At 66.4% G+C, this 25,360-nt stretch carries 26 protein-coding genes; 7 read left to right on the top strand and 19 right to left on the bottom strand.

What is annotated here, in order from left to right; genetic code table 11:
* Positions 1 to 50: 50 nt before the first annotated feature.
* The 3 genes from W823_RS50900 (at position 51) to W823_RS50890 (ending at position 3,580) form a co-directional block, all read left to right on the top strand.
* On the top strand, positions 51 to 1,037 hold the full coding sequence (locus W823_RS50900; RefSeq protein ID WP_023961372.1) for a nitrilase-related carbon-nitrogen hydrolase: 987 nt from the start codon (positions 51 to 53) through the stop codon (positions 1,035 to 1,037).
* Positions 1,037 to 2,056 carry an agmatine/peptidylarginine deiminase gene (locus tag W823_RS50895; RefSeq protein ID WP_023961370.1) on the top strand — a complete coding sequence of 340 codons (1,020 nt, stop codon included), beginning with the start codon at positions 1,037 to 1,039 and terminating at the stop codon, positions 2,054 to 2,056. The genes W823_RS50900 and W823_RS50895 overlap by 1 nt, the downstream gene beginning before the upstream one ends.
* A gap of 114 nt (positions 2,057 to 2,170) precedes the next feature.
* A complete protein-coding gene (locus W823_RS50890; RefSeq protein ID WP_023961368.1) occupies positions 2,171 to 3,580 on the top strand; it encodes a cytosine permease in 1,410 nt (469 codons plus the stop codon).
* On the opposite strand, the gene W823_RS50885 is transcribed toward W823_RS50890, so the two are convergent.
* Positions 3,568 to 5,103, bottom strand: coding sequence for a PucR family transcriptional regulator (locus W823_RS50885; RefSeq protein WP_023961366.1), 1,536 nt, complete (start codon positions 5,101 to 5,103; stop codon positions 3,568 to 3,570). The two genes, W823_RS50890 and W823_RS50885, sit on opposite strands and share 13 nt — an antisense overlap.
* 104 nt (positions 5,104 to 5,207) lie before the next feature.
* Between W823_RS50885 and W823_RS50880 the strand changes: the two genes are divergently transcribed.
* From W823_RS50880 to W823_RS50870, 3 genes are all read left to right on the top strand, one after another.
* The gene (locus W823_RS50880; protein ID WP_023961364.1) at positions 5,208 to 5,684 is read left to right on the top strand and encodes a nucleoside deaminase; all 477 of its coding nucleotides are present in this window, start codon (positions 5,208 to 5,210) and stop codon (positions 5,682 to 5,684) included.
* Positions 5,681 to 6,652, top strand: a complete 972-nt coding sequence (locus tag W823_RS50875; RefSeq protein WP_023961362.1) for an isopenicillin N synthase family oxygenase — start codon at positions 5,681 to 5,683, stop codon at positions 6,650 to 6,652. The genes W823_RS50880 and W823_RS50875 overlap by 4 nt, the downstream gene beginning before the upstream one ends.
* 79 nt (positions 6,653 to 6,731) lie before the next feature.
* The gene (locus W823_RS50870) at positions 6,732 to 8,756 is read left to right on the top strand and encodes an acyl-CoA dehydrogenase (protein ID WP_023961360.1); all 2,025 of its coding nucleotides are present in this window, start codon (positions 6,732 to 6,734) and stop codon (positions 8,754 to 8,756) included.
* A gap of 8 nt (positions 8,757 to 8,764) precedes the next feature.
* Here W823_RS50870 and W823_RS50865 read toward each other — a convergent pair whose 3' ends face one another.
* From W823_RS50865 to W823_RS57475, 9 genes are all read right to left on the bottom strand, one after another.
* Positions 8,765 to 9,361, bottom strand: coding sequence for a hypothetical protein (locus W823_RS50865; protein ID WP_023961358.1), 597 nt, complete (start codon positions 9,359 to 9,361; stop codon positions 8,765 to 8,767).
* The gene (locus tag W823_RS59045; protein ID WP_235189635.1) at positions 9,358 to 9,531 is read right to left on the bottom strand and encodes a hypothetical protein; all 174 of its coding nucleotides are present in this window, start codon (positions 9,529 to 9,531) and stop codon (positions 9,358 to 9,360) included. Before W823_RS59045 ends, W823_RS50865 begins: the two co-directional genes overlap by 4 nt.
* Before the next feature lie 19 nt (positions 9,532 to 9,550).
* A complete protein-coding gene (locus W823_RS59040; protein WP_235189634.1) occupies positions 9,551 to 10,516 on the bottom strand; it encodes a hypothetical protein in 966 nt (321 codons plus the stop codon).
* 175 nt (positions 10,517 to 10,691) lie between these two features.
* Positions 10,692 to 11,672, bottom strand: a complete 981-nt coding sequence (hemB, locus tag W823_RS50850; protein ID WP_023961352.1) for a porphobilinogen synthase — start codon at positions 11,670 to 11,672, stop codon at positions 10,692 to 10,694.
* A 10-nt stretch (positions 11,673 to 11,682) separates the two neighbouring features.
* Positions 11,683 to 13,386 (bottom strand): bifunctional uroporphyrinogen-III C-methyltransferase/uroporphyrinogen-III synthase, encoded by a 1,704-nt coding sequence (locus W823_RS50845; RefSeq protein WP_023961350.1) that lies wholly within the window; start codon positions 13,384 to 13,386, stop codon positions 11,683 to 11,685.
* Between the two features lie 45 nt (positions 13,387 to 13,431).
* Positions 13,432 to 14,367 (bottom strand): hydroxymethylbilane synthase, encoded by a 936-nt coding sequence (gene hemC, locus W823_RS50840; protein WP_023961348.1) that lies wholly within the window; start codon positions 14,365 to 14,367, stop codon positions 13,432 to 13,434.
* Between the two features lie 3 nt (positions 14,368 to 14,370).
* Entirely contained in the window at positions 14,371 to 15,729 is a 1,359-nt protein-coding gene (locus W823_RS50835; RefSeq protein WP_023961346.1) for a glutamyl-tRNA reductase, read from the bottom strand.
* Positions 15,726 to 16,556 (bottom strand): redox-sensing transcriptional repressor Rex, encoded by an 831-nt coding sequence (locus tag W823_RS50830; RefSeq protein WP_023961344.1) that lies wholly within the window; start codon positions 16,554 to 16,556, stop codon positions 15,726 to 15,728. The genes W823_RS50835 and W823_RS50830 overlap by 4 nt, the downstream gene beginning before the upstream one ends.
* A gap of 98 nt (positions 16,557 to 16,654) precedes the next feature.
* Entirely contained in the window at positions 16,655 to 16,912 is a 258-nt protein-coding gene (locus W823_RS57475; protein ID WP_081729881.1) for a glutaredoxin family protein, read from the bottom strand.
* 60 nt (positions 16,913 to 16,972) lie between these two features.
* Here W823_RS57475 and W823_RS50820 point away from each other — a divergent pair, with 60 nt between their 5' ends.
* Positions 16,973 to 18,172: an HAD family phosphatase gene (locus W823_RS50820; protein WP_023961339.1), complete on the top strand. Its 1,200-nt coding sequence runs from the start codon at positions 16,973 to 16,975 to the stop codon at positions 18,170 to 18,172.
* An 89-nt stretch (positions 18,173 to 18,261) separates the two neighbouring features.
* Here W823_RS50820 and W823_RS50815 read toward each other — a convergent pair whose 3' ends face one another.
* From W823_RS50815 to W823_RS50775, 9 genes are all read right to left on the bottom strand, one after another.
* Complete coding sequence (locus W823_RS50815; protein ID WP_023961337.1) at positions 18,262 to 18,816, bottom strand: hypothetical protein; 555 nt, start codon at positions 18,814 to 18,816, stop codon at positions 18,262 to 18,264.
* 94 nt (positions 18,817 to 18,910) lie between these two features.
* On the bottom strand, positions 18,911 to 20,056 hold the full coding sequence (locus W823_RS50810) for a lysophospholipid acyltransferase family protein (protein ID WP_030165593.1): 1,146 nt from the start codon (positions 20,054 to 20,056) through the stop codon (positions 18,911 to 18,913).
* A 127-nt stretch (positions 20,057 to 20,183) separates the two neighbouring features.
* Entirely contained in the window at positions 20,184 to 21,245 is a 1,062-nt protein-coding gene (locus W823_RS50805) for an NAD-dependent epimerase/dehydratase family protein (protein WP_023961333.1), read from the bottom strand.
* A gap of 143 nt (positions 21,246 to 21,388) precedes the next feature.
* A complete protein-coding gene (locus W823_RS57470) occupies positions 21,389 to 21,490 on the bottom strand; it encodes a 30S ribosomal protein bS22 (RefSeq protein ID WP_003402602.1) in 102 nt (33 codons plus the stop codon).
* Positions 21,491 to 21,715: 225 nt separating this feature from the next.
* Complete coding sequence (locus W823_RS50795) at positions 21,716 to 21,931, bottom strand: helix-turn-helix domain-containing protein (RefSeq protein ID WP_023961329.1); 216 nt, start codon at positions 21,929 to 21,931, stop codon at positions 21,716 to 21,718.
* Positions 21,932 to 22,108: 177 nt separating this feature from the next.
* Positions 22,109 to 22,945, bottom strand: coding sequence for a pyrroline-5-carboxylate reductase (proC, locus tag W823_RS50790; RefSeq protein WP_023961327.1), 837 nt, complete (start codon positions 22,943 to 22,945; stop codon positions 22,109 to 22,111).
* Between the two features lie 155 nt (positions 22,946 to 23,100).
* Positions 23,101 to 23,949, bottom strand: a complete 849-nt coding sequence (locus W823_RS50785; protein WP_023961325.1) for a thioesterase family protein — start codon at positions 23,947 to 23,949, stop codon at positions 23,101 to 23,103.
* 82 nt (positions 23,950 to 24,031) lie between these two features.
* Positions 24,032 to 24,880 (bottom strand): sugar phosphate isomerase/epimerase, encoded by an 849-nt coding sequence (locus W823_RS50780; RefSeq protein ID WP_031333064.1) that lies wholly within the window; start codon positions 24,878 to 24,880, stop codon positions 24,032 to 24,034.
* 50 nt (positions 24,881 to 24,930) lie between these two features.
* Positions 24,931 to 25,338, bottom strand: a complete 408-nt coding sequence (locus W823_RS50775; protein ID WP_023961321.1) for a hypothetical protein — start codon at positions 25,336 to 25,338, stop codon at positions 24,931 to 24,933.
* Positions 25,339 to 25,360: the final 22 nt, after the last annotated feature.

Below are 25,360 nucleotides of genomic sequence, written 5' to 3'. Positions count from 1 at the left end.
ACACGCAGGGACACACACCGGATCGGCGACGCCGTCCGGGAAAGGACATCATGCAGCTCATCACTGCCCTGACGGCGCCGCCGTCACTGTGTCGGGACACCGACTCAGGGCGCGCACCGTTACGGGTGGGTCTCGTGCAGCATCGCTGGCAGCCCGACACCGATGCCCTGCTGGCCGATCTCGCCGAGGGCGTCGAGATGGCCTCCGGGGCCGGGGCGGGCCTGGTGTGCTTGCCCGAGATCACCCTCCTGCGGTATCCGGCGTTCGTCCGAGGTGGCGCGAACCCGGGCGACTCCGCCGAGGACCTCGACACCGGGCCCACATTCGCCTTCGCCTCGGCAATGGCGAAGCAGCACAACATCTTCCTGCACGCGTCGCTGTACGAGAGGAACTCGGCGGAGAACGGCACCACCTACGACGACGGCCTCGGGTTCAACACCGCCATCCTGGTCTCACCGAACGGCGAGCTGGTGGCCAAGACACGCAAGATCCACATCCCCATCACGGCCGGCTATTACGAGGACACGTACTTCCGGGCAGGGCCCGCCGAACCCGACCCGTATCCCGTGCACTCGCCGGCCGGACTCGACGCCACCCTGGGGATGCCGACCTGCTGGGACGAATGGTTCCCCGAAGCCGCACGCGCGTATTCGCTGGCCGGGGCCGAGATCATCGTCTACCCCACCGCCATCGGATCCGAGCCCGACTTCCCCGACTTCGACACCCAGCCGCTGTGGCAGCAGGTGATCGTCGGAAACGGGATCGCCAACGGCACCTTCATGGTGGTACCCAACCGCACCGGGAACGAAGGCGAGATCACCTTCTACGGTTCGTCTTTCATCTCCGACCCGTACGGCCGCATCCTTGTGCAGGCGCCGCGCGACGAACCTGCCGTGCTGGTCGCCGAACTCGACCTCGCCCAGCGTCGTGACTGGCTCACATTGTTCCCGTTCCTGAAGACCCGACGGCCTGACACCTATGGTCGTCTTGTCGATCCAGTTGCGACGCACGGGCACTACGGCGCCGGAGAAATCTGATGTCGCAGTGGCGGATGCCCGCCGAAACAGCCCCGCAGGAAAAGGTGTGGTTGGCTTACCCGGCACCCGGCTATTCACTCGGCGACACCGACGCCGCGCGCGACGAAGCCCGCCGAACATGGGCGGCGGTGGCACACAGCATCTGTGAGTTCGAGCCGGTCACGATGCTCGTCGACCCGGATGAACTGCCCGCGGCCCGGAAGTACCTCTCCCGCGACGTCGAGATCGTCGCGGCTCCGCTCAACGACGCCTGGGCGCGCGACATCGGGCCCACATTCGTGATCGACGAGGACGGCACCCTCGGAGCCGTCGACTGGGTGTTCAACGGATGGGGGGCCGCCTCGTGGGCGCGATGGGACAAAGACCAGCACATCGGCGCGCTGATCGCCGAGCTGTCGGGGGCCCAACGCATCGACTCGCCGATGGTCAACGAGGGCGGTGGCATCGCGGTCGACGGCGACGGCACGGTGCTGCTGACCGAATCGGTGCAGTTGGGCGAGGGCCGCAATGCCACCTGGTCTCGTGAGGAGGTCGAGGACGAGCTGCGGCGAACGATCGGCGCCGAGAGGGCGATCTGGTTGCCGTACGGCCTCACTCGCGACAACCAGAAGTTCGGCACCCGTGGACACGTCGACATCGTCGCGGCCATCCCGTCGCCGGGTGTGGTGCTGGTGCACGACCAGCAAGACCCCAACCACCCCGATCACGCGGTGAGCGCTCGGATCAGAGAGGTGATCGCCGCGGCGGAACCCGGGTGGCAGATCATCGACGTCCCGGCCCCCACGGTCCTGACCGACGACGAGGGACCGGTGGACTACAGCTACATCAACCACCTCGTCATCAACGATGCCGTGATCGCCTGCAGCTTCGACGATCCGAATGACGCCCGGGCTGCGGCAATCCTGTCCGAGGTGTACCCGGGGCGTGAGATCCGCACGGTCGACGCGCGACCGTTGTTCGAGCGGGGCGGGGGCATCCACTGCATCACGCAGCATCAGCCGGCCGGTCGTCGGGTATGAACCACCGGTCGATGAGCCCCGCCCAACGGGCCGACAGTTCGCCCGCCCGCGGCACCACGCCAGCGGACGTTCTGTAGGTTGCCGCGGCACCCGCGGGTAGGGGACGGTGACGCAATGACATCGACCACTCCCCAAACAGAGCCCGTTGCCGACGCGGCGCCCAGCTCGTATGGCAGCAAGGTGCTTGCGGTCGAACCAGGCGGCAACGAGTTCATCCCGCTCGAGGCCCGGCACGGCAAACCGCGCAGCATGTTCTGGACGTGGACCGCGCCCAACCTCGAGTTCGCGACGATCTTCGTCGGGGTCCTGTCGGTGCTGTACTTCGGTCTCAGCTTCTGGCAGGCCCTCGCCGCGGTGGCGTTGGGCAACCTCCTCGGCGCCCTCGCGCACTACGCGCTCTCCGCTCGCGGCCCGCTGCACGGAGTGCCGCAGATGGTTCTGGGCCGCCTGGGCTTCGGCTACCGCGGCAACATCGTGCCCGCCGCGTTCATGACCGTCATGTGCGGCATCGGCTGGTTCGCGACCAACAGTGTCAGCGGCGCGCTGGCCCTCAACACGCTGTTCGGTCTCCCGTCGGTGTTGGCGCTCCTGATCGTCGTACTGGCGCAGACAGCTTTTGCGTTCTTCGGACACAACCTCGTCCAAGGGTTCGAGCGCATTGCCGCGCCTCTTCTCGCCATCGTGTTCGTGATCGCCGGCGTCATCATCTTCAGCAAGGCCGATCTCGGCGCACCCGCCACCGACGGCGGCGCGGGACTCGGCGGATTCCTCCTGACTGTGGGTACAGCGTTCGGTTACACCGCCGGCTGGACCCCCTACGCGGCCGACTTCACCCGCTACCTTCCCGCGACCGTGTCCCGGTTCAAGACCGGATTCTTCGCATCGTCAGGGCTGTTCGTATCCACCACGGCACTGATGGCAGTCGGCGCCGCGTCGGTGACGATCGGCTCGGATGCGGAGAGCCCCACCGACGCGTTCACCGGGCATCTGCCGTCGGTCGTGGCGGATCTGACGTTGCTGGCCATCGCGGTCGGGGCGGTCGCGGCCAACGCGATCAACCTCTATTCCGGCGGAATGGCCTTTGTCACCATGGGATTCAAGATGTCGCTCGGTATCCAGCGGGCGCTCGTCACCGTGGTGTTCGGAGTCGTGGGATTCCTGGTTGCCTGGTGGGCACTGGCCGACGCGGCCGAGTCCTACGAGACCTTCCTGCTGATCGTCGCCTACTGGATCGGCCCGTGGCTCGGCATCGTGTTCGCCGACCAGATCCTTCGCCGCAACCGTCCGGTGGCCGCGATGCTGTACGACCCGAAGTACACGAACTGGGGCGGCCTGTCGGCGTTCCTGATCGCCCTCGTCGCCTCGGTGTTGCTCTTCAGCAACCAGGAACGATACGTCGGTTTTGTCGCCGAGGCCGTCCCCGAATTGGGAGACATCACGTTCTTCGCCGGATTTGTCATCGCGTTCGCCGGATACTTCCTGCTGTCGCGCAGCAAGATCCGTCGCGACTATCAGTCCGCCTGACCGGAGGCCGATCGCACCGTACTGCGGTGCGCGCAAAGGGCCAGCAACACAGACGGGTACGTCTCGGGCGCAGCGAAATCGAATCCCAACAGCTCCCGGATCCGTTCGAGGCGTTGATACAGACTCTGTCTGCCCAGGTGCAGGGCAACCGCGGATCGTGTTGCGCTGCAACCATGCCGAAGATGCACCTCGAGGGTGTGGGTGAGCTCTGACCCGTGGGTCCGATCCCATTCGACCAGCGGCCCGACAGAGGTCACCAGGTCGTCGCGGACCGCGGCGTCGAGAGTCTCCACCGCGAGTTCCGCCGCGAGCGCGCGAACCGAGGAGACCGCATCGGTGTGACGGGCCATCGCACGCCGGGACCCAGAGGCAATTGCGAGTGCTCGCCGTGCGGTCAGCAAGGCGTCGGACAGGTCACGGGCATCAACACGCGCAGCATTTCCAACCACAACCGTTGCCTCACCGACGATTCCGGCGAACGCTGCACAGACCTGGGTGATCTGGTCGCGAACCTGATCGGTCATGGCGAACAGCGCGTAGGAGGTCGCATGTACGTCGGCGTGCAGTGACTGCACGGCCAGCTTCTTGGTCACGGTCGCCGTCAGCTGCGCGGCCATCCGGGGCGCCGGGGCAGAGATCGCCACCGGAACGATGCAGACAGCGCCCGCCGGGTCGAAACCTGCTGCCCGAGAACGCATCATCAGATCAGGACGGCGATCGACCCGCCGATCGAGCAGATCGGACATCAGAGTGGCCGCGGCCCGATGGCGCAGCCCCCCGAGCTCGCGCGACATCAACAGCGCCACACCCAGCGGTCCGGCACCGAGGTCGAGCAGTGACATCATGGTGTCCGCATCGAGCGACGACGGACCGGCGACCAAGGTCGCGATGACCTGGCCGCGCGACTGCACCGGTACCGACGCGGACTGCGCGTCCACCACCTGCCACGCCGAGTGGTCGTCGTCTACACCCTCGGCGGCCATCAGCGCATTGTTCTTGCCCAACACCACCAGTGGGCAACCGATGGCAGCCGCGATGGCCTTCACGATGGCCGGGGCACCGGCGCCGGCCGCCATCAGCGCGTGCAGTGCCGCGTCGAGTTCACCTCGTCGGCGGAGCACCCCGACTTCGCGCGAGACGATGTCGGTGTTGGCAGCGCGGCACAGGTCGATGAACGGGACCACGGTGTGCAGCGCGATCAGCGGGAGTTGCACCGACGAGGCCTCGCGGATCATCTCGTCGGGAACCTCGTCGAAGGTCCTGCCCAATTCCACTGCCACACCGGCGACGTCGCGAGTGGCCAGCTCGCGGATGTAGTGGCGACGCGTACCGGCGTCGGTACCCGCCAGTCCGAGTCCCGTGGTGAGCAGGAGTTCACCACCTGACAGCAGCGGACCGATCTCGAAGATCTCACTGGAATGCACCCAGCGGACCTCGTTGCCGAGCCGTCCGTGACCACTGAGCACCTGCGGATCGGTTGCCGCCAGGTGTCGGTCGAGGACCTCATGTAACGCCAGAACCATTGTCGCTTGCCTCTCGTCACCGACGAATTGCACGTCCGTAGCCCCCGGTGCCGCGACACTATGTCAGTTGCCCCAACTGCGCACGACGGGCAGCGTTGGTCCCCATGAGCACCTCCATCGACGTCTCGCCCGCAACGCTGCTCGAGACCGCATATGCCGAAGCCCAGCAGAGTCTGATCGAGGGCGGGATCCCCATCGGGGCCGCACTGTTCGCCGCCGACGGAACACTGCTCGGACGTGGTCACAACATGCGCGTGCAGAACGATGACCCATCGGTACACGGTGAGACCGCCGCCTTCCGCAACGCCGGGCGGCAACGCGACTACCGATCGACCATCATGGTGACCACGCTGGCGCCGTGCTGGTACTGCAGCGGCCTCATCCGTCAGTTCGACATCGGCTCGGTGGTCATCGGCGAGACCCGGAACTTCCAGGGCGGCGAGGACTGGCTTGCCGACCTGGGTGTGTCGGTCACCGTGGTCGACGACCCACGGTGCGTGGCCATGATGGCCGACTTCATCGCCGGCAACCCCGGGCTGTGGAACGAAGACATCGGCGTCGCCGAGGAGACCGGCCGATGAGCAGCCCCATTCTCACCGTCGACATCTCCCAGTGGCGCCGGGGCGGCGACGCAGCCGAGGCACTGTGCCGGGCGGTCGACGAGAGCCTGCAGACAGCAGGTTTCCTGCTGGTCACCGGCCACGGCATCGATCCGGCACTTCCCGCCGAGCTCCGAGCGGCCGCGCGCCGGTTCTTCGCCCTTCCGGCCGACGTCAAGAGCCGGTACGCGGTGGCCGTCGGTGGTCGCGGATGGATCGGGCCGGGCATGGAGGCCAACGGTTCTGCCGACGGGAGCGAGACGCCACCCGATCTCAAGGAGACCTACAACTGCGGCGCGCAGACCCCGACCGGTGACCCGGTGGTGGACGCAGCATGGTTCCCGCCGAACGTCTGGCCGGCGGAGGTGCCCGAGCTCGACAAGTTGTTCACCGAGTACTGCCGTCAGATGAAGCTGCTGTCCGACGACCTGCTCGCGCTGATGAGTGCGTCGCTCGGGCTCGATGCCGGACATGACTTCCTCGGCCGCGCCGAACGAGCCACGTGGACGTCCAACATCAACCACTACCCCGCGCTGACCGAGGTGGGTCGTCCCGAGGAGGGACAGTTCCGGATCGGGGCGCACACCGACTTCGGCACCGTCACCGTTCTCGACCGCGAACCGGGGTCCGGCGGTCTCCAGGTCTATACCGAGGAAGGCGGCTGGGCGGACGCCCCCTACGACCCCGAGGCCCTGACCATCAACATCGGAGACCTCCTCGAATACTGGACGGGCGGACGATGGCCGGCAGGCCGCCACCGCGTGTTGCCTCCGCAGGCCGACGCACCCGACGAAGACCTGATGTCGCTCATCTTCTTTTATGAACTCGATCACGATGCGGTGGTGACCCCACTGGGCCCACCCGTCGGTGCGGCAAACGGCCAACCCCCGGTTGTCGCAGGTGAGTTCATCATGGAGCGGCTCGAAGCGATCACCGTCACAGCGTCCTGAGGCCCGGCCCAACGGGTGCCCCCCGGGGGTTTGCGGAACTGCCGGTTCAAAGTCCTTACTCGTGGGTAACCTCGGATCCATGACGGCGAACGAAGCGGACACCTTCACGGCGACGGACATCGATCCCGAGGTCCGAACCGCAGATCTACCCGAGAAGAAGACCCCCGAGGAAGACACCGAGCTGCTGGTCGACAACCTGCGCATCGCACTCGACGGACGCTGGCGGTCCACCCGTGAAGCGGTGCGAGAGCAGCTGAACCGTTCCGAGTTGCTACCCGACCCGTCGCTCCCGTTGGACCAGGCCCGCGCTCGCATCCTCGAGATCATGCGTGAACTGGCCGGCCACGGGTTCCCCCGCGCCGGATTCCTGGAGAAGCACGGAGGCACCGGCGACATCGGTGCTTCGATCAGCGCGATCGAACTGCTCGGCTACGCCGATCTGTCGCTAATGGTGAAAGCGGGAGTCCAGTGGGGCCTGTTCGGCGGCGCGGTGGAGAACCTCGGCACCGATGTCCATCACCAGAAGTACGTACCCGGCCTGATCAATCTCGATGTGCTCGGCTGCTTCGCCATGACCGAGACCGGACACGGCTCCAATGTGCAGGCAATCCAGACCACAGCCACCTACGACACCGCCACCGGCGAGTTCGTCGTCAACTCCGACACCAAGCTGGCACGTAAGGACTACATCGGCGGCGCGGCAGAGCATGCCAAGGTCGCGGCGGTGTTCGCCCAGCTGGTGACCGGTGGTCCCGACGAGGAGCCGACCGGCCGGGGCGTGCACTGTTTTGTGGTCCCGCTCCGTGACGACGACGGCAACGATCTCCCCGGGATCACCACCAGCGACTGTGGATACAAGGGCGGCCTGGCGGGAGTCGACAACGGCCGCATCGTCTTCGACCGCGTGCGCATCCCCCGCGAGAACCTGCTCAACCGCTACGCCGACGTCGCCGAGGACGGCACCTACAGTTCGCCCATCGAGAACGAGAACCGCCGGTTCTTCACGATGCTCGGCACCCTCATCCGGGGCCGGGTCAGCGTCGCGGCCACGGCCGGTGCCGCGGGCCGCAAAGCGCTGACCATCGCGACCCGATACGGATTGGTGCGTAGGCAGTTCGAGCAGCCGGACTCCGACGACGAGATCGTCATCATGGACTATCTGGCACATCAGCGAAAGCTGTTGCCCCTCATCGCGAAGTCGTACGCGCTGGCGTTCGCACAGAACGAGATCATCGAGGAACTGCACGAATTGCAGTCCGCCGAAGATCTCGACGAGGATCGTCAGCGTCAACTCGAAGGTGCTGCCGCCGGCCTGAAGGCGATGACCACCTGGCACGCCTCACACACCATCAACGTCTGCCGCGAAGCCACCGGTGGCGCCGGTTATCTCGACGAGAACCAGTTGTCGATCATGCGCGGCGACATCGACGTGTTCACCACCTTCGAAGGCGACAACACGGTCCTCACGCAGCTCGTCGCCAAAGAGCTGCTGTCGGCGTACGCCCAAGACGTCCGCGGGCTCAACACCGTGGGCTGGGCACGGTTCATCGCGGGGATGGCCCGCGACGTGTTCCTGGAGAAGTCCGCTGCGCGCCAGGTGGTCCAGACCCTGATGGACACCTCTGGCGAAGATCCCGAAGAGTCCGAGCTGACCAACCGCGGCACCCAGATCCGGCTGTTCCGCAACCGCGAAGACCATCTCCTGCGGACCTGCGCCAACCGTTTGCGTCGGGCGACCGACGACGACGCCGACCCGTTCGAGGTGTTCAACGGGGCTCAGGACCATCTGCTGAAAGTCGGTACGGCGCACATCGAACGGGTGGTGCTCGAGTCGTTCATCGAGGCCATCGACAAGTGCGACAGCAAGGCCGGAACCGAACTCCTCGGCAAGGTCTGCGACCTTTACGTCTACTCGGCTCTCGAGGCAGACCTCGAATGGTTCCTGATGCACCGGCACATCTCGGTGGAACGCGCCAAGGCAATCCGCCGCGGCGTCAACGACCTGTGTGCGGCACTGCGTCCGCATGCCCGCACGCTCGTCGACGGGTTCGCGGTGCCAGAAGAACTGCTCAAGACAGCGATGGTCGAAGACCAGCTCAGCTAGAGCTGTACCTACGAAGAGTCCTCGTCACCATGTACCGGTGGCGGGGACTTCTTCGGTTTCGGCTTGGGTTTCTGGAGTGAAGTGGACTTCTTCGGACCGAGCCCCAGGGCGATAGCCTGGTGAGCCTGGGTCAGTTCCGACCGGAAATGGTCGACGTCACGGGCCCACGCCTGCGCCAGTCTGCCGCTGCGCAACTGGATGCCCACACCCTTGCGTCGCCGCGGCACGGCAGTAAGTTCACCGAGGGCAGGAGCGCTCTCCCACTTCTGATGTTCGGGGCTGTTGTTCTGCGGAAAGATCTCGTCGATCTCGTCGAGCGCGATGGTCTGAGCGCCCTGACGCAGGGTGGTCTCGGTCAGCCGGACCGTGACGTGTGACCGAGCCGCGTACACCTGGATGAGCGAGAACCCGCCGATCACGGCGGCGAAGATCAGGAGCGCGAGCCAGTGCACCTTGCCTTCACCGAAGATCTCGACGATGAGCAGGGCAAGACACAGGAGCGGGCCGATGGAGACCACCCACCAGCTGCCGCCGGGTTCGTAGAACAAGACCTCGCCTTCGGCCTCCGGCGTCTCGGCCTCGTGGTCGGGTGTCTCGTCACTCATGGGGCAGTCCCACACCGGCGAGCGAACCAGGGCTCGGACGTGGGGCGGTTGGCGGTCAGCGAACCGGACAGTCCGATCAACGCGAAGAGGAGTGCGGGGACCATCGGCAGCGAGTAGAGCATCGAGGCGAAGATCCCGATGGCGACGAGCATCAGCGTCAGGACCGACACCGCCGACCGCCAGCGCGGGTCACCGGCGTACGCCTGCCGGCCGGCCCACACCAGGGCAGCCCCGACAAGGATGAAGAACACCCCGAAGACCACGCTGGTCCCGGTTCGCACCAGGGCGATCTGGAACAGACCCCACAGCGCGAGCAGGACGCCGGACGCAAGCCACAACCGATACGCCCACACAACGGTGTTCGGGGGCACGCCCGGGTTCACGGACTCGGTGCTCACTTGCGTTCTCCTGTATCTGATCCGGCGTCGTCAGAACGTCTCGGATCGGTGTTGCCGGGCTCCACAGGCGGACTGTTGTCCGGACCCGCGGGGTGCTGGTATCCACCCTGCTGGTACCCCGGCGCCCCGTAGTACTGCTGCTGATAGGCTGCTGCGGGTACTGCTGGTAGGGGTTCGGGTAACCGGGGTTGGGCGGATAGCCACTCTGCGGGCCCTGCGGCCACGGCGCCTGCCCGCCCTTGTGCGACTGACCCTTTCGCCACGCCGCCATGTCTTTGCAGTACTTGTCCGAGTCCCGATGCATCAGCAGGACACCCGCGCCGAGTGCCGCGACTCCGCCGATGACGGTCGGGATCATCGTCCAATGATCGGCCTCTTCGATGAAGAACGCCGACACGGTCTGCACAACGAGATAGAAACTGACGAAACCGAGCACCAGGCGGGCCCAATTCCGCCCGGACCGGGCGAGCCACGCGAGCACCCCGAACGCCGCGGCAAGGGTCAGCCCCACGACGACGTACACCACCCAGATGGCGCCATCGGGGAGCTCACCCTCAGGCATGTCCCGGGACACCTCGTCGGCGGCATCGAAGGCCACTTGGTACTGACCACCGAAAACCACGCACTGCGCCAAGATGATCAGCGCCCACAGTTCGGTGGCGATGGCCATCGGGCTGGCCAGAGCCGGCTTGTTCGGTGACTCGGGCGAGGAGCCGCCGTACGGGCCCTGGCTGTAGGACGGTGGAGTCACGGACATGGGCACCAGCCTAGAGGTCGGGCGAGCGGCTGCGCGCGGGCGTCACAACGCTCGCCCGGCCATGCGCCGTGAATGGACGCTGACGGCCCGGTCGACGCGGTTATCGGCACGGTGAGCGGGGTTATCGGCACGGTGAGCGGGGTTGTGGGCACGGTCGGCGGGGTTATCGGCACGGTCAACGGAGTTTGTCGGCGACCTCGTGCGCCCAGTACGTCAGCACGATGTCGGCACCGGCGCGCCGGATGGAGGTGAGTGACTCGAGGATGGCGGCATCGCGGTCGATCCAGCCGCGTTCGGCCGCCGCGGTGATCATTGCGTACTCCCCCGAGATCTGGTAGGCCGCGACCGGGACATCGGCCACGTCGGCCACCCGTCGCAACACATCCAGGTACGACATGGCCGGTTTCACCATCACGATGTCGGCGCCCTCGGACAGGTCGAGTTCGAGTTCGCGCATCGCCTCGCGCAGGTTGGCGGGATCTTGCTGGTAGGACTTGCGGTCGCCACGCAGCGACGAGCCGACGGCCTCCCGGAACGGGCCATAGAAGGCCGACGAGTACTTGGCGGTGTAGGCGAGGATCCCGGTGTCGGTGTATCCCGCATCGTCGAGTGCCGAACGGATCACGGCCACCTGACCATCCATCATCCCGCTCGGCCCCACCAGGTGCGCGCCCGACTGCGCCTGCACCACAGCCATCTCGGCGTAGCGCAGCAAGGTGGCGTCGTTGTCGACGGTGCCGTCATCGGCGAGCACACCGCAGTGCCCGTGGTCGGTGAACTCGTCGAGGCAGGTGTCGGCCATCAGGACAGTCGAGTCGCCGAGCTCGGACTTCAGGAGTCGCAGAGCCGAATTGAGCACACCATCCGGATCGGTCCCGACGCTCCCGACGGCATCCTTGTCGCCCTCGGCAGGAACACCGAAAAGCATCAGACCACCCACACCTGATCCCACTGCCGTGACCGCGGCCTTGCGGAGTGAATCCGGTGTGTGCTGGACGACCCCGGGCATGCTGCTGATGGGCCGCGGCTCGTCGATCCCCGCGGCCACGAACATCGGCAACACCAGATGCCTTGGCTCCAAGGAGGTTTCGGCGACCATCCGACGCATGGCCGGAGTGGTACGAAGACGCCTGGGACGATCGATCGGTGAGGTCATGTCCTCCAGCCTACGAGCGTGAGCGGCGGGCCTTCTTGCGCGGCGGAGGCAGCGCACCCTCGGCACGCAGGCGAGCGGCGTGCTCGGCGAGCGCGTCCACCAACTCGTGCACCGATGCGTTCTCCGGCCGCACGTCGACCCGCAGGCCGAACTCGGTGGCGGTCTCGGCCGTCTTCGGGCCGATGCACGCAACAATGGTGCGGGCGTGCGGTTTACCCGCGATACCCACCAGGTTGCGCACCGTGGAGCTCGAGGTGAAGCAGACCGCGTCGAACCCACCGGTCTTGATCATCTCGCGGGTCTCGGCGGGCGGCGGCGCGGCGCGGACCGTGCGGTACGCGGTGACGTCGTCGATCTCCCAGCCACGGCCACGCAGCCCCTCCGAAAGCGTCTCGGTGGCGATGTCGGCACGGGGCAGCAGGATCCGGTTCACCGGATCGAAGACGTCGTCGTACGGCGGGAAGTCCTCGAGCAGTCCCAGCGAGGACTGCTCGCCGGAGGGCAGCAGCTCGGGGTTGATGCCGAAGCCGCGCACCTTCTCCGCTGTCGCCTCGCCCACACAGGCGATCTTCACGCCACTGAAAGCTCGTGCGTCCAAACCGAATTCGGCGAACTTGTCCCACACTGCGCGGACAGCGTTCGTGGAGGTGAACACCACCCACTGGTAACGGCCGTCGACCAGACCCTTGACGGCACGTTCCATCTGGGCGGGACTACGCGGCGGTTCCACCGCGATCGTCGGGACCTCCATCGGGATGGCCCCGTGCGTGACCAGCCGATCGGACATGTCGCCCGCCTGATCCTTGGTACGCGGCACCAGAACGGTCCAGCCGTACAGCGCGCGCGATTCCCACCAGCTCAACTTGCCGCGCTGGGTGACCACCTTGCCGATGGTGACGATCAGCGGTCCGGTGAGGGCGCTTCCGCTCTCGTTGAGCGTGGCCAGCGCCGCCTCGATGGTGCGCTGCTGGCAGGTGGTGCCGTTGACGGTGATGGCGGCGGGCGTCTGCGCGGCCAGGCCGTGCTCGGTGAGTGCACTGGCGGTCTCGGCGAGATGACCCGAGGTGGCGTGGAGCACAAGAGGTCCGGGAGCGGCGGCGAGTGCCGCCCAATCGACCTCTCCGCGGACATCGGCCTCGGTGTGTCCCGAACCCAGCGGCATACCCGCGTAGCTCGGCACAGCGGCCGTCGCAGGCAGTCCCGGGATGACCTCGAACTGCACCTGGGTACGGGCGACGGCATTCACCTCGGCCAGCACCGCATCGGTGGTCAGAGGGTCGCCTGCCACCAGCCGGACGACGTCGTGGCCGTCCTTGGCGGTGGCGACGAGAGTCTTGGCGACCTCGGCGGGATCACCCAGCGCGGGACGCACATTGCCCATCGAGTCGTCTGCCGAATCGGCACCGGACCCGGATGCGGCAGTGCCGTCGGCGTCCTGGGGATCACCCCCCTGCGAATCGCGTTGCTCGCCGCCGCTAATGTCTTGTTTGCCCGAGCGGGTCACACCGGTCGACGAACTCTTCGATGAGGCCTGCTCACCCCAGCCGACACCGATCTGTTCGACGACCGCGGACGGTACGTCGGGATCGATGAACACCGTCACGGCGTTCTCGATCGCGGTCCGGGCGCGGACGGTCAGCAGTCCGGGATCGCCCGGGCCTGCCCCGACAAAGAGAATGCGACCGGGGGTGGTGGCCTTTTTGTTACGGCTCATGCTCAGCACTCCTGCCCCGTGGGGCTGTAGCTCGGCCCACTGTTTCTAGAGAAGCTGTCTTGCTCCCTGATCCAGCAGTTCTGCGGCGAGTTCTCGGCCCAGTTCGGCCGCTCGTTCGACCGGGCCCACCACCGAGGCCTTGACCGCGTCCGATCCGTCTTCGGCCACGACCGTCGCCCTCAGCGACAGTTCGGTGAAAATGCGTCCGTCCTCGTCAATCGACTCGACCACCTCGGCCATCGCACCGACCGGTGCGGTGCATCCGGCCTCGAGGGCCCCCAGCACTGCACGTTCGGCGTCAATCGCCGCACGGGTGGACGGATCGTCCAACTCGGCGAGAATGCTCACCAGTCGGGCATCGTCTGCGCGGCACTCCACGGCCAAGGCGCCCTGTGCGGGCGCCGGCAGCATCTGAACCGGATCCAGCGCTTCGGTGACCTCGTCGGCCCGTCCGATGCGTACCAGTCCTGCTCGAGCCACTACCACCGCGTCGAGTTCGCCGCTCGCGACTTTGCCCAACCGAGAATCAAGGTTGCCTCGTAGGGGGCGGATTTCCAAACCGAGACCCAATGCTCTAAGCTGCGCCGCCCGGCGCGGCGCGGAGGTTCCGACAGTGGCTCCCGGCAGGAGCTCGCCGAGCACCTTGCCACCCGCTGCGACCAGCGCATCTCGTGGATCTTCGCGGGGCGGGGTGGCGGCGATGTGCAGCCCGGGTTCAGGGGCCGTCGGGAGGTCCTTGTAGGAGTGCACGGCGACGTCCACTTCGCCCGCGGTCAACGCCAGCCGGATCGCCGTGGTGAACACCCCGACGCCGATCTGCTGGACCGGTGCGGCCGACAGGTCTCCCGCGGTCTTGATGATCACCAGTTCGGCAGGGTGGCCGGCCTTGATCAGTGCGTCGCGGATGTCGCCGGCCTGAGTGGTGGCCAGCAGCGAACCACGGGTGCCGATACGGATCGGACTCGTCTCGTCGGTGCTCAAGTCCTACCGGGCCTTTCCGTCTGTGTCGCCGAGTCCGGCTGTGTCCCCGAGCCCGACCTCCGGTGCCGACACCGATTCGGCCGCACCGGGCTTGAGTTCGAAGAGTTCGCGAAGCGCTTCGGCGTAGGTGTCGCCCTGCGGCGTGCTCGCGAGTTGTTTGACCCGCACCGTGGGCGCGTGCAGCAACTTGTCGACCACTCGCCGGACGGTCTTGGCGACCTCGTCGCGCTGCGGGTCGTCCAGACCCGGCAACCGGCTCTCGAGCCGGAGGATCTCCGCCTGGACCACCTCGGCGGCGCGCTGTCGCAGCGCGGTGACCGTGGGGGTGACCTCGGCCTGACGCTGATGCATCAGGTAGTCAGCCAGCTCACCCAGGACGATCTCGCGGGCGGCGAACTCGTCGGCATCGGCGGCCTTGGTGGCCTCATCGCCACGCAGACCCTCGATATCGATGATGTGTACACCTGGTAGCCGACCGGCCGCAGGATCGACGTTACGAGGCAATCCCAGGTCACAGATCACCAGTGGTTTGCTGTTCTCGCGACGGGCGAGCGCCGAATGCACCTCACCGACACCGACAACCGCACCGATGGTGCCGGTACAGGTCACCAGCACGTCGGCGCCGATCAGCGCGTCAGTCATGTCGTCGAAACGCACCGCCCGCGCCGGGATGCCGTGGTTCTTGGTGACGTTGGCCGCCAGATGCTGTGCCTTCTCGAATGTGCGGTTGACGACCACCAGCTCCGACACCCCTGATCGGGCCAGGTGGGCGGCGGCCAGGCCACCCATCGCGCCGGCTCCGAGGACAACGGCAGAGGTGATGTCGCCGTCGAGAATGCTCCGCGCGCGTTCGAGCGACACCGACACAACCGATGCACCGGCGCGGTCGAGCCCGGTCTCACTGTGGACGCGTTTGCCCACTCGCAACGCCTGCTGCGCCAGCTCGTGCAGCACTCGCCCGGCCGAGCGGTTCGCGTCGGCGCTGGCGTAGGACGACCGGATCTGGCCGAGAATCTGCTGCTCGCCCACCACCATCGAGTCCAGGCCCGCGGCGACCGAGAACAGGTGCTCGACAACGGCTTCGGAGTACCGCACGTAGGCGTACTTGGTCATCTCGTTGACCGTCATGCCCGAGTGTTTGCCCATGACCTCACCCACGGCCTCGAGGGCCGGGTGGAAGGCGTCGACCACGGCGTACACCTCGACGCGGTTGCACGTCGAGACGATCATCGCCTCACTGATCTGCGGACTGGCCAGCAGATCGTCGATGATCTTCGGACGGTCGTCGTCGGTGACGGCGAGTCGCTCGAGGATCGGTACCGGCGCGCTGCGATGCGAAACGCCGAACAGGAAAATACTCACACGCCCACCGATCTCTGATCTGATCGTGCTCTCGTCTTCGCCCCACTCCTCGGGGCACGTCCACTACTGCGCTGCTCGCGTGGCACCACCGCGGAGTCCGCATTGTGCCGTCGGGCCGCGTTGAAGGCCATCACCTGTAGCTCGAGCGCGAAGTCCACCGGCCGCACGTACACGTGCTCGGGGACGTGCGGCGAGAGCGCGGTGAAGTTCAGGATCTGGTGCACCCCGGCCTCGACGAATGCGTCGCAGGTGGCCTGGGCGTCGGCGTCGGGGGTCGCAAGGACCGCGATCTCCACCCCGTGCTCCTGGCAGATGTCGCCGATCTCGTCGAGCGCCCGCACGGCCAACTCACCCTCGGCCGCGGTGATCGTCGTCCCGACCAGCTCGGGATCGGCGTCGAACATGGCAACGATCTTGATCCCGCGTCGCTCGAATCCCACCCGGCCCAGCAGTGCCTTGCCGAGGTGGCCGGCGCCGGCCAAAACCACGTTGTGGTTGTGCTCGACTCCGAGGGCCAAGGCGATCCGGGCGATCAGCCGGCCGACGTCGTAGCCGACGCCGCGGACTCCGCCCGACCCGACGTGGGAGAGGTCTTTGCGCAGGATCGCCGGGTTGACCCCCGCTGCGGTGGCCAGCTGACCGGACGACACCACCATCGCGCCGCTCTCGCTCAGCGAACGCAGAACGTGGAGGTAGGTGGCCAATCGGGCGACCGAGGCGCTGGGGATCTCGGACTGGGCGTTGAACCCCGCCGAACTCTTGGCCATGCGTCCGTCTTTCTTCTGGGCTGCATCGTCCGCGGCTTTGCGGACTCCGGTGCGCTTCACCTGCTCATGGCAGGTTCAACACCAACTCGAGGCATTACGGTACCGCTTGTGAATCGATTCACAAACTCGGCTGCGGTTCTTCTGGCCATGCGTCTGGACTAGTGTCCGGCGGCGCCCCGCAAATCGGCCCTCAACCTGGGAATATCGGCATCCCAGTAGCTATGCTCACGATCGTCGAGCAAGATCACCGGCAACCGGTCTCCGAACTCGGCGCGCAGGGATGGATCGGTGGCCGCGACGGCATCGACGTCGACCTCGTCGAACTCCACCTCGAACTCGTCGACAACCGGCCGCAGATCGGCCCTGGCACGGGCACAGGCGGCACAACCCGCCCGGGACAGCAACGTGATCCTCACCCTGCCAGTGTTGCAGGCATCGGCGACTAGGCTTGGCACCGACCGACAGGAGGCGATGGAGTGAGCACAACTCCGGGCAGTGGGGACGCCGACGGCGAGGACGATGCCGGTTCCCGCACCGAGCACGGCGACGACCACGGGCCTGATGACCAACGGCGTGAGCTGCCCGGGGACGGTCCGGACGACGACTCCCCCGAAGACGATTTCAGGGATGACGACCTCGATGACGATTCGGGGGACGACGACCTCGACGACCGGCCCGCCGGCGACCACGGGCAGCGACTGCGACCCACCTCCACGGCCGGCCCGCTCTCCCCGTTGACGAGCCGGGTCGGGCGTTTCCGTCAGTCGGCAGCCGAATTGCGCCAGTCGCTCGCCGGCGAGGCCAGTGCTCGGGCCGCGTCGTCGAAGCTGCGGGAACGCGGCCTCGACGAGAGCGAGCCTTCGACATTCCTGGAATCCGACGAGCCCGGAACGCCGACCGACGTCCCGCCGGACCTCACAGCTGCGGCGTTCTTCGACGTCGACAACACACTTGTTCAAGGCGCGTCGATCGTGCATTTCGCCCGCGGCCTCGCCGCACGCGACTACTTCAGCTACCGCGACGTGATGGAATTCGTCTGGGCGCAGGCGAAATTCCGGATGACCGGCCGGGAGAACTCCGAGGACGTCGCGCAGGGGCGGGAGAAGGCGCTGTCCTTCATCGCCGGGCGCGAGACCGACGAACTCGTGCGGCTCGGCGAGGAGATCTTCGACGAGTTCATCGCCGACAAGATCTGGCCCGGCACCCGCACCCTTGCGCAGATGCACCTCGACGCCGGACAGCAGGTGTGGCTGGTCACCGCGACACCGGTGGAGCTGGCCCAGACCATCGCAGACCGGCTCGGACTGACCGGGGCATTGGGCACGGTCGCCGAGAGCGTCGACGGGGTGTTCACCGGACGGCTGGTGGGCGACATCCTGCACGGGCTAGGCAAGGCGCATGCCGTCCGCACCCTCGCGATCCGCGAGGGTCTGAACCTCAAGCGCTGCACGGCGTACTCCGACTCGCACAACGACGTCCCGATGCTGTCGCTGGTCGGCACCGCCGTGGCCATCAATCCCGACGCCGACCTGCGTGAGGTCGCCCGGGTGCGTGGCTGGGAGATCCGCGACTACCGCACGGCCCGGAAAGCCGCGAAGATCGGCGTGCCGACAGCCGTGCTGCTCGGCGCGGCCGGTGGTGGCGCTGCTGCCGCAGTCCGCCACCTACGCCGCTGACTGCGCCCGCCCCCCGATGATGTGCCCTTGTGGCGGAGCTCACCTGGGGTTTTGTTCGCCACAACAGCACATCATGGGGTTCAGGCGGGTCACCAACTGAACATGGGCAGCGGCGAGGTCGGATGGGTCTTGACGCGATCTACCGTGAGTGCGATGAGGCGGCGGTGAAACCCGTTGTCGGGCAGCCGCTCTGAAATCTGGCGGTACCGCCGTCTGGGAACCCCGAACCGGACCACACCGAGGCTGACGTCGATCGCGTCAGCGCGCCGGAACATCTCCACCGGTGATGCCGGCGGCGCGGCACGCCGGACCTTGTGATGGTGATAGACCATTTCCGTCACGATCGTCCTGAGGTCGTCGCGGCCGTGGTCATGCAACCACGAGACGGCCAGATCGGCCGATGGTGGCAGATAGTCGAATGTGCCGGCCGTCCAGATCCCGAGGTCGTGGAACGCGGCGGCCGTGAGGAACTCTTCGCTGGTGCTTGGCACGGGCGATGACGACGCGCGCGGCGAGATGGCGTGTAACTCGTCGCATAACGCCAGCACCCGTGCGGCGTGACCCCGGTAAGCAGCCCAATCTGGGCCGAGGTGGTTGCGCCACGGCTCCAGTCGCCGGTCCAGTCCGTCGATCACAGTCGTCATACCCAACTCCTCGGCGATGATGTGCCCTTATGGCGGAGCCCACCTGGGGTTTTGTTCGCCATAACAGCACATCATCGGGGGGTGGGGGTGAGGGTCAGCCGAAGTAGATGCTCGATCGACGGCTGAGCATGCGGAACAGCGTCTGCTGGATGTCTTCGCGCACGTTGTCGGTGAGGTCGAACACCACCATCGGATCGTCGGCGGCCTGATCGTCGAAGTGGCCGGTCTCGATCGGGGTACCGAAGTGGATCTGCCACTTGGACGGCAAAGGCACCAGACCGAGCGGACCGAGCAGCGGGAACGTCGGCGTGATCGGGATGTAGGGCAGACCGAGCAGGCGGGCGATCGGCTTCAGGTCGTTGAGCATCGGATAGATCTCTTCGGACCCGACGATCGACACCGGGATGATCGGGACCTTGGCACGCAGCGCCGTGGTGACGAAGCCGCCGCGACCGAAGCGCTGCAACTTGTAGCGGTCCTTGTAGAGCTTGCCGATGCCCTTGAAACCTTCCGGCCACACTGCGGTCAGCTCGCCGCCGCGCAGCAACTTCTGTGCGTCGGCGGTGCAGGCGAGGGTGGACCCCGTGCGGCGCGCTATGTCGCCGATGACCGGGGTGTCGAAGGCGAGGTCCGCGGCGAGCACGCGCAGGTGCCGATTCCTCGGGTGGTAGTCGTGCACGGCAACCGAGGTCATCAAGGCATCGATGGGGATGGTGCCGGCGTGATTGGCCACCAGGAGTCCCCCACCGTCGAGCGGCAGGTTCTCGATACCGCTCACGTCGACCCGGAACCACTTGTCGAACAAGACCCGCAAGGCGGGGAGCCACACCGACTCGGTGAAGTGGGCGTCGAAGCCGAAGTCGTCCACCTCGTAGTCACCGGTCACGCGCTGACGCACGTACCCGGCGGCTCCGGTGATCGTGTCGGCGATCGTCTGCCGGACACCGTCGAGGTTCAGGAAGTTCGACGACATCTCGGCGGCCTGCTCGAACCGTCCGGCCTCGAGCTGTGCGCGCACGTCCTCGCTGATCGGGGTGACCGGCGCCTGCACGAACTCATCGGTGTTCGGATGTCCGCGGTGATTCGGGTGTTGTTGTGGCGCAGCAGGTTTGACTGGATGCCCGTTGGTCTGGGACGGATGCCGACGACGCGGCTGTCCACCGGGGCCCGGCGAACTCGAGTACAGCTGGATCACCTTGGCCGTTCGCGCGTCGGACGTACGATTCCGATTCTGCACGATCACCCACCTCCCTCAAGCATGATGCCCGCCGCCCCTACGTGGTCGTGTCGAACATTTGTCGATTGTCCCCGCCATGGTCGCCCCCGCGCCAGGCATCGGATGAACTTACCTTCTCCAGTCGCCCGGCTCACGTCAGCTGCTTCGCGGCCTGGGCTATCCACTGCTCCAAGCGCCGCCAGGCCGCCGGTGAGATCACCGGCTCCAACGGTTTTCGGGACAAGAAGTCGTCGAACGTCTCCAGGCTGGTGTACTTCGGCTCGAAGCCGAGTTCGGTGCGCATCCGGGTGGTGTCGAGCACCCGACCGAACGTCAGGTAGTCGGCCTGATCGCCATGGAACGGGGCAACGCGCATGCCGCGGTAGACCCCGGCGACCGTTCCCAACATCCGGCCCGGGACCGGCAGAGCGACGCGGCCCGCCCGTCGCACCGCTTGACTGAGTGTCACCACACCATCGGCGGCGATGTTGAACGTGCCGGCGCGACCGGCGAGAGTCGCGTGCTCGAGCGCCGACAGGGCGTCTTCTTCATGGAGGAACTGCAGTCGCGGTTCGTGACCGATCACCACCGGGATCACCGTGGCCGAGAAGTACTTGCTCATGCGGGTGGAGATCTGCGGTCCGAGCATCGCCGACAACCGCAGGATGGTGACGGACATGTCGGGTCGCCTGCGGCCGAGGCCTCGGGCGTAACCCTCGACGTCGAGCAGGTCACGGGCATAACCGTGTGTCGGCTCACGCCGGGCATGGGTGTCTTCGGAGAAATGCGCGGGGTCGGCCGAACTGGCGCCGTAGATCATGCCGGACGAGCGGACGACAAAACGCTTGACCGTCGGGCTGCGCTGGCAGGCGGCGCACAGCTGCATCGTGCCGATGACGTTGAACTCTTTGATGGCAGGCGAATGACCCACGGTATCCATCACCGAGGTCGCGGCGTGCACCACGGTGTCCACACCGGCCTTGTCGATCACCTTCGCGATCGCCGAACGCCGGATGTCCACCCGGACGAACTCGGCGCGACCGAAACGTCGCAACATGTCTTTGGAAGGGGCCCGCGAGTCGACGGCGATCACCCGGTCGATGTCGGGATTCTGCGCCAGACGAGTGGTCAGATATCCGCCGAGAAAAGTCGATGCGCCGGTCACCAACACAACGCGCGGCGTTGTATCCGCCACATCCCCACCCTCGACCATGTGCCCAGCGTACGGAACTTTGCCCGTCTTCATCCAGTCAGTGGCTCAGTAATTTTCCGCCGGGCACATCAGGCGAGACAGCCTTTATCCGGGCAAAACAAAACCCGCCGATATGTCGGCGGGTTCTGAACGAAAAAGAAAACTCACTTACCGAGTTTTCTGCGCTGCACCCGGGTGCGACGCAGCAACTTGCGGTGCTTCTTCTTCGACATGCGCTTGCGGCGCTTCTTGATCACTGAACCCATGTGGGAACTTCCTCACGATCTGACCGATGGTCCTTCAAGGTTTTGCCGTCCAACGAGGCTGGCTCACATAACGTCGTACGCCAGAACACAGGCGAACGGGTCGACTACCGACCTTACCGCGCCACCGTACTCGTCACGAAATCCACCGCGGCGGTCTTCGATCCAATGGCCGACGCGGACCGGGCCACCGTGGCGGCCCAGCCCGTCGGGTATGCCTCGTGAGGCCTAACCGGCGTCGAAGTACGACGTTTCGAGGTAATCGTGGACTGCCTTGGCGTGCACTCGGAAGGAACGGCCCACGCGTACCGCGGGCAACTCTCCGTTGTGCACCAGGCGGTACACGGTCATCTTCGAGACGCGCATCAGTGATGCGACCTCCGCGACGGTCAGGAACTGAGTTCCACCACCGGCGTTGTCACCTGACTTGCTTGCAGATGCCATGAAATTTTCATACCTCCGGGGCACGCGTCGCGGCCGCTCGGCTTCCCCTCCGGCGGACTCCAGACACGCACGTGCTCCCCGAAGCTTAGCGTGGCGGGTGGGGTCAATGCGACGTGTGTAGGTAACTGGGTCGATTTTGTCGCATGAGATCGCCCCGGCGCGGTGCCTGACGACGATTCAGGACGTCTCGATGTTCGCCAGCACAGCGCGGCCGGTCGCCTCGCTCTTGGCCGCATTCGCCCGCATCGCCTCGGACACCGCATGACGCATGCCGTAGCGCTCGAGTTCACGCAGGGCCTCGGCGGTGGTGCCCGCCGGTGAGGTCACGGCCGCGCGCAGATCCACCGGCGAAACCCCCGAGTCGGTCAGCAGTACGCCGGCACCACGCACGGTCTGCGCGGCGAGTTCGGTGGCCATCGACCGCGTCAGCCCCATCGACACGCCGGCGTCGATCATCGCCTCGGCGAGCAAGAAGACGTAGGCAGGCCCCGATCCGGACAGCGCGGTGATGGCATCCATCTGCCTCTCCGGGACGACCACCACCTTGCCGACGGTCTCGAGCAGCGTCACCACGGTGGCCACGTGCTCGTCGGTGGCGTACCGACCCGCCGCGATCCCGCACATGGCCTCGCCGACCAGCATCGGCGTGTTGGGCATCACGCGCACCACCGGCGCGCCGGCAGGCAGAGCGTTCTCGTACTTCAGCATCGGCAATCCGCCGACGAGAGTGACGGTGAGACGCTCGGCCTCACCGACATCCTCGACGTCGGCGATGATCGACAGGACGGCGTCGACATCACCCGGCTTGACCGCGAGGACAACGATGTTGGCGCCCTCGACAGCGTCGGGGATGTCGGTGACGCGCACCCCGTAGTCCTCGGTGATCTCTTTGGCCCGGCGCGTCGACTTTTCCGCCACGACCAAATCCTTGGTCGGCTTGCCGGTCTTGATCAAGCCGGCCAGCAGCGCCTCACCGATCTTGCCGCCGCCGATGATTGCGATTCGCTGAGTCATGCTGCTCACTTTCTCACGCTGATGTGGATGTGTTCTGGCGAGTCCACTGTGTTCTGGCGAGTCCACCGGGGCCGATTGTTTCGCCGCAGGTCGCCTGGGATCGTCGGGGTGTGGACGACCCGCCGGCGATGGACCGGATCGCTGCCGGGTGGTCGTCAGCCCGCGGCCGGGATCATCGCGAGTTGCCGCGATTGGACGACAACCTGGCCCGTGGAGTCGAGGACCACGTGGTCCTCTTCGAACCAGCCGTGCCCGACCTCGGTGCTCGAGGCCTGGATACGCAGCCATCCGGGCGCGGGCCGACGTCGCAGATACGTCGTCAACTGCATGGTGGGCGCCCAGCCGAACAGATTCAGGTTCATCACCACCGGCGCACTCAGGTCGCCGCAGAGGATCGCGAACAGGGCGTCGGGGTCGGCCTCCTTGGGCCGTGCCCACATCCGGAACACCGGGTCGGCCTTCTCCCCGCGGGTGAACGCGAGTGATCGCTCCTCGATGGCGATGTCGAGCACTGCGGAGAGGTGCATGACCTCGCCGACCGGGCTCTTCTCGACCCAGATGACGTCTTCGGTGGGTGAGGCCGGGATCGCGGAGAGCGGGGTGGGGGCCGAGTAGTGGTTGTCCACATCGGGTGTTCCGACCGTCACGGTCGAGTGGACCAGATTGCGGCCGTTCTGATGGATCTCGACATCGACCAGCGACACCCGACGGCCGCGCTTGCGCACCCAGACGTGCAACGTGATCTCGGCCGGGTCGGGGGCACCGAGGTAGTTGGTGGAGATGGCCATCGCGGCGAGATCGTCGGATGCGGGCTTGTCGGCCGGCGCCGTGGCCCGGAAGCCGGCGAGGGCCGCATTGGCGCTGAGCATCTGCAGTGTGCCGCCGTGCACCTTGGGCCCGATGGTGAAGACGGGGTCGATCTGAGCCGAGTACTCGACTCGGTCACCGCTGCCAGCGGTGATCTCTTGCAGGATGTTCAGGCGGGCAAGGCTGGGCTCGGACACAGTGCGCGGTACTCCTTCAACGGTTCTACATTCATCCCGGCCACGGCCATCGAAAGATTCGGTGGCGGCCCGGATGGGTCGGCTACGGCCTCTCGAGATGCGTTCTCGCGAAATCCAGTGAGCGCGACAGGATCTCACGACGCTCGGCCTTGGTGTTCACCGAACTCGTGGTGACCTCCAGAATGGCCGACCCGGAGAAGTCCCCGGCGGCCAGACTTTTACACACTTGCACACAGGGTTGCGAACCGTCGCCGGGGACCAGGTGTTCGTCCACGGCCGCCCCCGAACCATCGGTCAGGTGCAGGTGACGTAGGCCACCGCCCATCCGGTTGAGCATCTCGATCGCATCCGCGCCAGCGGTCGCCGCATGGGAGAGGTCGAGTGTGTAGTGCGCGAAGCCGTCATCGGTGGGGTCGATCGACGTTGCGAAGGCAGAGACCGCCGCGCCCGGTCCCCCACCGCGCCTTCGCATCCGCCCGGCGGCCTCCTCGTACTTGCCGAAGAACCTGTCGGTGCGGACCGGGAACATGTTCTCCACCGCGATGTCGATCCCTGAGTCGTCCTCGAGTGCATCGATCAGATCGCGGAAACCACCCGCGTACTTTCGCTGCCACCGAAACGGTGGATGCACAACCACGGTCCCGGCGCCGAGATCCTCCGCCGCGGCCACCGACCGAGCCAGCTTGGCAGCGGGGTCGCGACCCCAGACCCGTTGCGAGATCAACAGACACGGTGCATGCACCGACAACACCGGCAGGTGGTAGCGGTCGGACAGGAACGCGACCCTGTCGATGTCCTGGCTGACCGGTTCTGCCCACACCATCAGCTCGATGCCGTCGTACCCCAGATCGTTGGCGTACTGGAAAGCGGCTTCGGTGTTCTGGGGATACACGGACGCGGTCGACAGACCGATCGCAATGTCTTCTCTCATCGACTCTTTCGGAGAACCCTGCGCGGACACGGCGATCCCCTCGGGCACTCTCAGTCTCCGGCGACGAGCAAGAGAACCAACGGGCCGATGGTCACCAGGAGACCGACCCCCAACGCCAAGAGTGTACTGATCAGGTCCTGGCTGCGACGGACCACGTGTACCAGGGTGACCATGCCGAAGATGACCGCGACCGCCAGGACGAGCGCGAAATACACGTTCCAGCGCCACAGTTCGGTGAAGCCCCAGAAGAGGGCGACGCCCACTGCCAATCCGGCGAGGACCTGGCCGATCAGGATCAGCCACTGCACGGTCGGCGAGTGTCGCGAATCACCGTCTGCGGTCTGAGCGCTGCCCTCGTCGCGGGTTGCTTGTGCGTCCGTCCCGCCGGCCGGTGTGTCTGCGGAGGATCCGGTGAGCCGCGCCTTGACGGCCTCGGTCTCTTCGGCGCTCGGGTGCACCTGCGGATGGATCAGCGGTCCG

The sequence above is a fragment of the Williamsia sp. D3 genome (assembly GCF_000506245.1).
Classification (GTDB): Bacteria; Actinomycetota; Actinomycetes; order Mycobacteriales; family Mycobacteriaceae; genus Williamsia; species Williamsia muralis.
The sequence above is the reverse complement of the archived record's forward strand: the minus strand, read 5'-3'. Positions and strand labels throughout refer to the sequence as shown.

Bases quoted from the DNA above. Each gene is read 5' to 3' on its own strand.
- W823_RS50900 (WP_023961372.1), top strand. From the start codon at position 51: ATGCAGCTCATCACTGCCCTGACGGCGCCGCCGTCACTGTGTCGGGAC.
- W823_RS50895 (WP_023961370.1), top strand. From the start codon at position 1,037: ATGTCGCAGTGGCGGATGCCCGCCGAAACAGCCCCGCAGGAAAAGGTG.
- W823_RS50890 (WP_023961368.1), top strand. From the start codon at position 2,171: ATGACATCGACCACTCCCCAAACAGAGCCCGTTGCCGACGCGGCGCCC.
- W823_RS50885 (WP_023961366.1), bottom strand. From the start codon at position 5,103: ATGGTTCTGGCGTTACATGAGGTCCTCGACCGACACCTGGCGGCAACC.
- W823_RS50880 (WP_023961364.1), top strand. From the start codon at position 5,208: ATGAGCACCTCCATCGACGTCTCGCCCGCAACGCTGCTCGAGACCGCA.
- W823_RS50875 (WP_023961362.1), top strand. From the start codon at position 5,681: ATGAGCAGCCCCATTCTCACCGTCGACATCTCCCAGTGGCGCCGGGGC.
- W823_RS50870 (WP_023961360.1), top strand. From the start codon at position 6,732: ATGACGGCGAACGAAGCGGACACCTTCACGGCGACGGACATCGATCCC.
- W823_RS50865 (WP_023961358.1), bottom strand. From the start codon at position 9,361: ATGAGTGACGAGACACCCGACCACGAGGCCGAGACGCCGGAGGCCGAA.
- W823_RS59040 (WP_235189634.1), bottom strand. From the start codon at position 10,516: ATGTCCGTGACTCCACCGTCCTACAGCCAGGGCCCGTACGGCGGCTCC.
- hemB (WP_023961352.1), bottom strand. From the start codon at position 11,672: ATGACCTCACCGATCGATCGTCCCAGGCGTCTTCGTACCACTCCGGCC.
- W823_RS50845 (WP_023961350.1), bottom strand. From the start codon at position 13,386: ATGAGCCGTAACAAAAAGGCCACCACCCCCGGTCGCATTCTCTTTGTC.
- W823_RS50815 (WP_023961337.1), bottom strand. From the start codon at position 18,816: ATGACGACTGTGATCGACGGACTGGACCGGCGACTGGAGCCGTGGCGC.
- W823_RS50805 (WP_023961333.1), bottom strand. From the start codon at position 21,245: ATGGTCGAGGGTGGGGATGTGGCGGATACAACGCCGCGCGTTGTGTTG.
- W823_RS57470 (WP_003402602.1), bottom strand. From the start codon at position 21,490: ATGGGTTCAGTGATCAAGAAGCGCCGCAAGCGCATGTCGAAGAAGAAG.
- W823_RS50795 (WP_023961329.1), bottom strand. From the start codon at position 21,931: ATGGCATCTGCAAGCAAGTCAGGTGACAACGCCGGTGGTGGAACTCAG.
- proC (WP_023961327.1), bottom strand. From the start codon at position 22,945: ATGACTCAGCGAATCGCAATCATCGGCGGCGGCAAGATCGGTGAGGCG.
- W823_RS50780 (WP_031333064.1), bottom strand. From the start codon at position 24,880: ATGAGAGAAGACATTGCGATCGGTCTGTCGACCGCGTCCGTGTATCCC.